The organism is Actinomyces sp. oral taxon 849 str. F0330 (genome assembly GCF_000239715.1).
In the GTDB taxonomy this organism is placed as follows: domain Bacteria; phylum Actinomycetota; class Actinomycetes; order Actinomycetales; family Actinomycetaceae; genus Actinomyces; species Actinomyces johnsonii.
Genome location: NZ_JH470351.1, coordinates 294,961 through 303,806, shown reverse-complemented (window position 1 = coordinate 303,806; position 8,846 = coordinate 294,961). Strand labels below are relative to the sequence as shown.

At 69.6% G+C, this 8,846-nt stretch carries 9 protein-coding genes; 6 read left to right on the top strand and 3 right to left on the bottom strand.

Annotated elements, in window-relative coordinates; translation table 11 throughout:
• The 3 genes from HMPREF0975_RS07225 to HMPREF0975_RS07215 form a co-directional block, all read left to right on the top strand.
• Positions 1–1,405 (top strand): aminopeptidase P family protein (locus HMPREF0975_RS07225; RefSeq protein ID WP_009233487.1); only part of this gene is annotated, 1,405 nt, incomplete at its 5' end.
• 156 nt (positions 1,406–1,561) lie between these two features.
• Positions 1,562–1,933, top strand: a complete 372-nt coding sequence (locus tag HMPREF0975_RS07220; protein WP_021607037.1) for an ArsR/SmtB family transcription factor — start codon at positions 1,562–1,564, stop codon at positions 1,931–1,933.
• The gene (locus HMPREF0975_RS07215) at positions 1,930–2,913 is read left to right on the top strand and encodes a cation diffusion facilitator family transporter (protein ID WP_009233485.1); all 984 of its coding nucleotides are present in this window, start codon (positions 1,930–1,932) and stop codon (positions 2,911–2,913) included. The genes HMPREF0975_RS07220 and HMPREF0975_RS07215 overlap by 4 nt, the downstream gene beginning before the upstream one ends.
• Positions 2,914–2,973: 60 nt before the next feature.
• Here HMPREF0975_RS07215 and HMPREF0975_RS07210 read toward each other — a convergent pair whose 3' ends face one another.
• Positions 2,974–3,822: a sugar phosphate isomerase/epimerase family protein gene (locus tag HMPREF0975_RS07210; RefSeq protein WP_009233484.1), complete on the bottom strand. Its 849-nt coding sequence runs from the start codon at positions 3,820–3,822 to the stop codon at positions 2,974–2,976.
• A 21-nt stretch (positions 3,823–3,843) separates the two neighbouring features.
• Entirely contained in the window at positions 3,844–4,644 is an 801-nt protein-coding gene (locus tag HMPREF0975_RS07205) for a general stress protein (protein WP_009233483.1), read from the bottom strand.
• An 80-nt stretch (positions 4,645–4,724) separates the two neighbouring features.
• On the opposite strand from HMPREF0975_RS07205, the gene HMPREF0975_RS07200 reads away from it, so the two are divergent.
• From HMPREF0975_RS07200 to HMPREF0975_RS07190, 3 genes are all read left to right on the top strand, one after another.
• Positions 4,725–6,017, top strand: coding sequence for a magnesium transporter MgtE N-terminal domain-containing protein (locus HMPREF0975_RS07200; RefSeq protein WP_009233482.1), 1,293 nt, complete (start codon positions 4,725–4,727; stop codon positions 6,015–6,017).
• Positions 6,010–6,591, top strand: a complete 582-nt coding sequence (locus HMPREF0975_RS07195) for a DUF1003 domain-containing protein (RefSeq protein ID WP_009233481.1) — start codon at positions 6,010–6,012, stop codon at positions 6,589–6,591. The genes HMPREF0975_RS07200 and HMPREF0975_RS07195 overlap by 8 nt, the downstream gene beginning before the upstream one ends.
• Positions 6,592–6,662: 71 nt before the next feature.
• Positions 6,663–7,805, top strand: coding sequence for an Mrp/NBP35 family ATP-binding protein (locus HMPREF0975_RS07190; protein ID WP_009233480.1), 1,143 nt, complete (start codon positions 6,663–6,665; stop codon positions 7,803–7,805).
• Positions 7,806–7,917: 112 nt separating this feature from the next.
• Here HMPREF0975_RS07190 and HMPREF0975_RS07185 read toward each other — a convergent pair whose 3' ends face one another.
• Entirely contained in the window at positions 7,918–8,826 is a 909-nt protein-coding gene (locus tag HMPREF0975_RS07185) for a twin-arginine translocase TatA/TatE family subunit (RefSeq protein WP_009233479.1), read from the bottom strand.
• Positions 8,827–8,846: the final 20 nt, after the last annotated feature.

Genomic DNA, 8,846 nt, shown 5'->3' with positions numbered 1-8,846 from the left:
GCACTTCCCCGGCGAGCGCCTGGTACTGCCCGCGGGAGCGCTCAAAGTGCGCAACAACGACTGCGACTACCGCTTCCGGCCTCACAGTGCCTTCGCCCACCTGGCAGGGACCGGTGCGGACTTCGAGCCCGACGCTGTCCTCGTCCTGGAGCCCCTGACCTCGCCCGGCCGGAACACGAACACTGCGCAGACGCCAGGCGCCCCGGATGATCCGGCCCATGCCGCCCCGACTCACGAGGCGGTCCTCTACTTCCGTCCCCGGGCCTCGCGTTCCAGCCGGGAGTTCTACGGCGATCCCCGCTACGGCGAGCTGTGGGTGGGGGTGCGCCCCTCCCTGGAGGAGGTCGAGGCGGCCACCGGTGTGCGCTGCGCCCACATCGACTCCCTGCCCGATGCCCTGGCCAAGGACGCCGGTCCCGGCGCGGTCCAGCTGCGCGTCGTCGCCGAGGCCGATGAGGCCATCACCGATCTGGTAACCACCACCCGTCAGAAGGCCGGGCTGGAGACCGGCCAGGTCGCTGCCGAGGTCGACGCCGGGCTGGCCGAAGCCGCCAGCGAGCTACGCCTGGTCAAGGACCCCTGGGAGATCGACCAGCTGCGCGCCGCCGTGGCCGCCACCAAGGCCGGCTTCGACGACCTCATCCGCTCCATCCCGAGGGCCCGCGGCCACTGGCGGGGCGAACGGGTCCTGGAGGGGGCCTTCGGGGCCAAGGCCCGCGAAGAGGGCAACGGCCTGGGCTACGACACGATCGCCGCAGCCGGCAACCACGCCAACACCCTGCACTGGATCAACAACGACGGCGCAGTCGAGCCCGGCCAGCTGGTCCTGGTGGACGCCGGGGTCGAAGTCGACTCCCTCTACACCGCCGACGTCACCCGCACGATCCCGGTCGACGGCCGCTTCACCGAGACCCAGCGCAAGATCTACCAGGCGGTCCTCGACGCAGCCGACGCCGCCTTCGCCCGTGCGGGCACTCCGGGCTGCCGTTTCAAGGATGTCCACGCCGCCGCCATGGAGGTGATCGCCGCCCGCCTGGAGGAGTGGGGGATGCTGCCCGAGGGGGTGAGCGCCGCCGACTCGCTGGCGCCCGAGGGCCAGTATCACCGGCGCTGGATGGTCCACGGGACCAGCCATCACCTGGGCCTGGACGTCCACGACTGCGCCCAGGCGCGCCGCGAGATGTATATGGACGCCGAACTCGAGCCAGGCATGTGCTTCACCATCGAACCGGGTCTGTACTTCCGCGACGATGACCTGCTGGTGCCCGCCGAGATGCGCGGCATCGGTGTGCGCATCGAGGACGACGTCGTCGTACGCGAGGACGTCGGCGTGGAACGTCTCACCCAGGATATTCCCCGCACCGTGGATGAGGTCGAGGCCTGGGTGAGCGGGCTCATCGCCTGACAGCTTTCTTCCACCCCTTCTATCACTTCCCTCTACCACGGGACGAGAACGGACCGGGCCCATCGTCACCGGGGCGATCGGCCCGGTCCGCAACGTACGGAGCATCGGCGGCAGAGCATCTTGCACATCATCGCCTAACGCGGATACCATCGTTACATGACGATGAAACATGGGTTGCTTCCCGAGGACCGATCCCAGGACCACGGCGCAGTGCACAAGGCCTCCACCGTGGCCTCCCTGCTCGACGTCCTGGGGGACGCCACCCGCCTGGCGATCCTGCGCCACCTCCACGGCGGCGAGCACCGGGTGGTGGAGCTGACCGAGCACCTGGGCCTGGCCCAGTCGACCGTCTCCCAGCACCTGGCAATCCTGCGCAGCGCGGGTCTCATCTCCAGCCACTCCCACGGGCGGGCCAATGTCAGCCGGATCGAGCACCCCGAGGACATCGAGAAGGTGCTGGCCGCAGCCGAGTCCCTGGCCGCCATCATCTCCGCAGCCCCTTCGGGCCAGGACCAGGAACCACTGTGAGCACTCCGGGCAGTCACGAGGACCACGACCACTCCCCCGCCGCCACTGAGCACGCCCACGGGCACTCCCACAACCACGGCGCGGGGGCCTCGCGCGGCCGGCTCCTGATCGCCCTGTGCCTGTCGGTCACCGTCCTGGTGGCTGAGATCATCACGGCGCTGCTGACCGGCTCACTGGCCCTCCTGGCCGACGCCGGGCACATGCTCACCGACGTCGTCGGCCTGGTCATGGCCCTGGTCGCCGCGCACCTGTCCACGCGGCCGGCGACGGACCGCTCCACCTGGGGCATGCGCCGGGCCGAGGTCATCGGGGCCGCGCTCCAGGCGGGCATGCTTGCCGTCGTCGGCGTCTTCGTGGCCTTCAAGGCGATTCACAACCTGCTGGTGGCACCGCAGGTCGAGGCCTCCGGGATGCTCGTCATGGGCGTCATCGGCCTGGTCGCCAACATCATCGCACTGGTGGTCCTCTCCGGCGGGCGCGGCGGCGACGGACACGGCGAGAACCTCAATATGAGGGCCGCCTTCCTGGAAGTCCTCAACGACGCCCTGGGATCAGTGGGAGTCATCATCGCCGCGGCAATCGTCGCCCGCACCGGCTGGACTCGGGCCGACGCCGTGGTCTCCCTCATCATCGCAGCCCTCATCCTGCCCCGGGCCGTGACGCTGCTGCGCTCGGCTCTGGCCGTCCTCATGGACTTCACGCCCAAGGAGCTGGACCTGGCACAGGTGCGCACCCATATGCTCGAGGTCGACCACGTCGAGGAGGTCCACGACCTGCACGCCTGGACGGTCGCCTCGGGAATGCCGGTACTGACCGCCCACGTCGTCGTCCGCGACGAGTGCCTGCGCGACGGTCATACCGAGGAGATCCTCGACCGGCTCCAGAGCTGTATGGCCGAGCACTTCCCGGTCAGGATCCAGCACGCGACCCTCCAGCTCGAGCCCGTCTCGCATCTGGAGCACGAGGCCGCCCACTGTTAGCGCAGGTAGCCAGTTCCAGTTGGCCCTGTTAACGCGCAGTTGGCGCAGCTGGCGCAGAGCTCAGCCGCGACGGTAACGCTTGCGGGTCGGCTCGGGGATGTGCGCGGGCTCTCCGCCCTCCAGGTGCTCCCGGGCGAAGGCGAGCGCGCTGGCCAGCCCCTCGAGGCGCTGGGCGGCCGTCATGGACCTGGTGGTCACTTCGACGACCACCTGTCCCCCGCCGGCCTCGAAGCCGGTGGCCATCAGGTGCCTGAGGACCCCGGCGCAGTCCTGGTTGCCCTGCCCGGGCAGCAGGTGGTCGTCCAAGGGGCCCGGCACGCCGTCGGTCAGGTGGAGATGACGCAGCGTGGGGCCGAGGGAGCGGGCCATGGCCAAGGCGTCGGAGCCGGAGGTGGCCGCATGGGAGATGTCCAGCGTCACCGACTTGTAGCCCTGCCCCACCGGGTCCCAGGTGGGCGAGTAGGCCTGGAAGTCGCGCGTGGAGTGGGCGTGGCGGGGCCTCCAGGTGAACATGTTCTCCACCGCCAGATGGATGCCCGTGGTGGACTCCCGCTGCGCGACCCCGGCGATGAAGGAGCGCGCGTAGCGGGTCTGCCAGAAGAAGGGCGGGTGAAGCACCACGGTGGGCGCCTCGAGATAGTGGGCCAGCTCGATGGAGCGGTCCACCTTGTCCCACGGATCCACCCCGAAGACCCCGCGGGTCACCAGCAGCGTGGGAGCGTGGATCGCCAGCACGGGCTGGTCGTGCTTCTCCGCCAGGGCCGCCAGACGGGTGGCGTCCTGGGATGCCTTCTCACTCCAGACCATGACCTCGACGCCGTCGTAGCCCAGTTCCTGAGCCATCGCGAAGGTGTCGGGAACGCTGCCGGGAACCACGCAGGCGGTCGACAGTCCCACCGGAATACTCATCGCTGAAATCCCTTGTCCCTCTCAGTCCTCATCACTGGAGTTGGCGCCGCCACCACCCTGCGACCTCCTCGAGTCGCCCCGGTCCCCCTCATCCTGCCGGCGCGAAGGCCGCCGGAACGGGTCGTAGTCCTCGGGGACAGCGGGCGTGCCGGGCTCAGGTCCCGAGACCGCGCCGGGAGTCATGTCGGGGGCGCTGCCGGCCTGCGGCAGACGCACCCCGAAGCGGGGCTGCTCATCAGGGCGGGAGCCGAAGGCCGTCGGACCGGGGGACTCCTCCCGAGCCCGACGACGCTCCTGGGTCCGGCGCAGTGCCTCTCCCCCGCGCGAGAGATTGCCCGGGACGTCGGCCAGGGCCTGAGTCGCCTCGTGGACTTCGCGGGCCGCGATGATCGAGTAGCGGGAGGCCACGACCTGACTGATCGAGGTGAAGTCTCGGCGCCCGCGCGTCAAGGCATAGCTAAAGAGCTGGAAGACGATGCCCCACAACACCCCCAGCAGGACGCAGGCCCAGAAGCTGAGCCGAGGACCGCTGCTGCCGGCGACCGACATGATGAGGCCGAAGAACACCCCGATCCACAGGCCGCTCATCGCGCCCGACATCGCCGCACGCCCCCAGCTCATGCGCCCGGTGATACGCTCCACCTGACGCAGGTCGGTGCCGATGATCGCCAGGTGCTGGACCGGGAAGCCCTGATCCGACAGGGCATCGACTGCCCTCTGCGCCTCGGGGTAGGTCGCGAAGGAGGCCACCTCCTCCCCCTTGGGCATGACACCACCACCGGGTGAGGTCAGGGAGGACAGCGGGCTCGGATTGGCACTCATAGGGGCTATCGTCGCATGCGCGGGCACGCGGCACAGACCCATCGACGGGCATTCACGCCCCAGACGCATAGGCTTGGCTTGTGGAGAACACCAGGACGCGCACGACCAGCAGGGTATTTGTGGCCCGCCTCATCGGTACCTCCGTCTTCGACCCCCTGGGCGACGCGGTGGGCAAGGTTCATGACGTCGTCGTCCTGCTGCAGATGCGCGGAGAGCCGCGGGCGGTCGGCTTCGTCATCGAGGTCTCCAGCCGGCGCCGTGTCTTCCTGCCGCTATCCCGAATCACCGCGATCGAGCCCGGCGCCGTCATCACCACGGGCCTGATGAACATCCGCCGCTTCACCCAGCGGCACGTGGAGACCCTCGTCGTCGGCGAGCTGCTGGACCGGGTGGTCACGATGCGCGACGGCTCTGGGACCGTCACCGTACGGGACGTGGCCATCGAGCGCGACCGCGGCATGGACTGGAAGGTAACCCGCCTATTCGTCCAGCGGGCCTCCACCGGGCCACTGGGCCTGCGCCGCGGAGAGACCTTCACGGTGCGTCCCGAGGAGGTCACGGGTCTGGCCGCCAGCGCGGACCAGCAAGGCGCCACCGCGCTACTGGCCACCCTGGAGGACCTCAAGGCCGCCGATCTGGCCGACGTCATGCGAGACCTGCCTCAGGACAGCCAGATGCGTGTGGCCGCCGAGCTCACCGACGAGCGCCTGGCCGACGTCCTCGAGGAGCTCGGCAATGAGGACGCCGTCGCTCTCCTGTCCCGCCTGGAGGCCGGGCGCGCCGCCGACGTCCTGGACGCCATGCAGCCCGACGACGCCGCCGACCTGGTCGCCGACCTCCCCCAGCTCAAGGCCACCGAGCTCCTGGGCCTCATGGAGCCCGAGGAGGCCGAGGACGTGCGTCGCCTCATGGCCTACGACGACTACACCGCTGGTGGCCTCATGACCACCGAGCCGATCATTCTGCCCCCCGAGGCGACGGTGGCGACCTTCCTGGCCCAGTCCCGCAAGGTCGAGATCCCCCCGGCCCTGGCCGCCATCGGCTTCGTGTGCCGACCTCCCCTGGAGTCGCCCACCGGCAAGTTCCTGGGCGTGGTCCACTTCCAGCGGACCCTGCGCGAGCGCCCCCAGCGACTGGTCGGATCGATCGTGGACACCGACGTCGACTCCGTGCGAGCCGAGGACTCCATCGGTACCGTCACGCGCCTGCTGGCCACCTACAACCTGACGGCCCTGCCGGTCCTCGACGACGCCGGGCGCCTGCTGGGCGCCGTCAGCGTCGACGACGTCCTGGACCACCTCATGCCCGATGACTGGCGCGTGGCCGATGAGGCCGTCACCGATGAGACGATCGAGAGGGGAGCTAATGCCTGACCAGCTCGACCAGCCGCTGCCCGACAGCCGCCTGCGGTGGTTGCGCAGGACCCACCCCGCCCGGGCCTCCCGCTCCGACGGATTCGGCCGCTTCGCCGAGGCGACCGCCCGCTTCATGGGCTCGCCCCAGTTCGTGCTCTACATGTCGATCTTCGTCATCGCCTGGATCGTGGCGAACCTCGTCCTGGCCAAGGTGCAGCAGGCATGGGATCCCTACCCGTTCATCCTGCTCAACCTGGCCTTCTCCACCCAGGCCTCCTACTCGGCCCCCCTCATCATGCTGGCCCAGAACCGGCAGGACGACCGCGACCGCGTCACCGCCGAGCAGGACCGCCAGCGCGCTCAGCGCAACCTGGAGGACACCGAGTTTCTCACCCGGGAGATCGCCGCCCTGCGCCTGGCCATGAACGACGTCGCCACCCGCGACTTCGTGCGCAGCGAACTTCGCGACATGCTCGGCGAGATCCTCGCCGAGGAGCGCCTCACCCGTGAGGAGATCACCGAGATCGCGGAGTTCCAAGAGGGGGTCGACGACGAGACCGACAGCCATCCCGGTCACCACCCCTCCCATTGAGGACGGCCGCCCCTTCTCACGTGGGACGCGCCACCTGTCGAGGCGCCGAGCACCGCCCCTAGGATGGGGCCATGCCACTACCGACTCATGACGCCGTCATGGAGGCGCTGAACCGGGTGATCGACCCCGAGCTGCGCCGCCCCATCACCGACCTGGGAATGGTCTCCTCCGTCGACATCGCCGAGGACGGCGTGGTCAGCGTCGAGGTGCTCCTGACCGTGGCCGGGTGCCCCCTGAAGGACACCATCACCGCCGACACCCAGCGCGAAGTCGGCTCCATCGAGGGCGTCACAGATGTGCGGGTGAGCCTGGGCGTCATGAACGACGAGCAGAAGGCCGAGCTGCGCCGTCGCCTGCGCGGGGGCGCGGCCGAGCCGGTGGTGCCCTTCACCCAGCCGGGCAACCTCACCCGAGTCTACGCCGTCACCTCCGGCAAGGGCGGGGTCGGCAAGTCCTCGGTGACCGCGAACTTGGCCGCCGCCATGGCCGCCCAGGGCCTGAGCGTGGGGGTCGTCGACGCCGACATCTACGGCTTCTCCATCCCTCGCATGCTGGGCGTGGACCGGGCTCCCACCCAGCTGGACGGCATGATCGTGCCGCCCGTGGCCCACGGGGTGAAGGTCATCTCGATCGGCATGTTCGTCGAGGACAAGCAGCCGGTCGTCTGGCGCGGCCCCATGCTGCACCGCGCCGTCCAGCAGTTCCTCTCCGACGTTTTCTGGGGAGATCTGGATGTCCTTCTGCTAGACCTGCCGCCCGGGACCGGGGACGTGACCATCTCGGTGGCCCAGCTGCTGCCGGGCGCCGAGATCCTCGTGGTCACCACCCCACAGACGGCCGCCGCCGAGGTGGCCGAGCGAACGGGCCTCATCGCCGCCCAGACGCACCAGAAGGTGGTGGGCGTCATCGAGAACATGTCCTACATGCCCCAGGCCGACGGCTCGCGCGTGGAGATCTTCGGCTCCGGAGGGGGCGCGATCGTCAGCGCCTCCCTGAGTGAGACCCTCGGCTACGAGGTCCCGCTCCTGGCCCAGCTGCCGTTGGACATCCGTCTGCGGGAGGGTTCCGACACCGGTCGTCCGGCCGCTGTGGCCGACAACGGCAATCCCGCCGCCGACGCTCCCGCCGCCCTGGAGCTGTCCGCCGTCGCCCAGCGCCTGACCCACCGCGCCCGAGGCCTGGCCGGCAAGAGCTTGGGGGTCACTCCGGCCTGAGCCGGCCTCGCCCAGGTCCCAGTTCTCACCGAGTCTCATCGAGACCGACACGTTTCGCGTAGCCCGACGGTTTTTCTGTCCGGCTACGCGAAATCGGCCCGGCTCGGTGAGGTCAGAAGTCGACGGCGACGCGCGCGGCCTCGGCGCGGGTGCGGGCGGCGGCGTTGGCGGCGCGCACGATGTCGCGCGGAGACAGAGGGCGCACCCGCTTGGCATGATCGCCGGATGCGCCGGAGGCATCTTTCGAGTGCTCGTCAGAGGAACGGGGGCCCGCTTCGACCAGGCTGGCCGGGACCTCCACAGGGACGGACTCGACGGGCTGCTCATCGGATTCCGGCTGCTCGGTCTGCTCGATCGGTTCCGACTCGGCCTCGGTCTCAGCGCTGTCCGCCTCCTGGAGTACGCCCTGCGGTGGGGCGGCGGACTCGGGGGTCCCAGAGGTCTCGGCGTTCTCCACCGCCTCGATCGCGTCGTCGGCCCGAGCGCCCTCCGCCACGTTCTGAGACTCGGCAGGGGCGTTGTCCCCGCTTGTCTCCGCCCGCACGGTATCCGTCTCGACGCTCTTCTCAGCGTCGTCGGCTGCGCTGTTCGTGGCATTCTTGTCGGCCAGCTGCTCGGCCCGCTTGGCCTCGATCTGCTTGCTCAGCGAGTTGGCCCGGTCCTTCCTGACGACGTCGTTGACGGCCTTGGCAGCGTCGTCGGAGATCTCCTTGGCGGCCGAGCCGACGGACCGGAAGGGGTGAGTGAGGTCTTCGCGAATGGCGTCGATATCCTCCCCCAGGGCGTCACGCACGATTTTGCGGGGGTCGTACTGGCGCGGATCGAGGCTGGACAGGTCCAGGTCGGCCATCTCGGGGCCGACCTCCTCGGCGATCTGGCTGCGCGCGTTATCCAGGAACACCCTGAGCTGACGCACCATCTGGGTGAGCTTACGGGTGTACTCGGGCAAGCGCTGCGGCCCCACGACGACCACCGCCACCAGGATGATGACGAGGAACTCAGAACCAGAGATGCCGAACACGCCGCTCAGTATAGGGACTC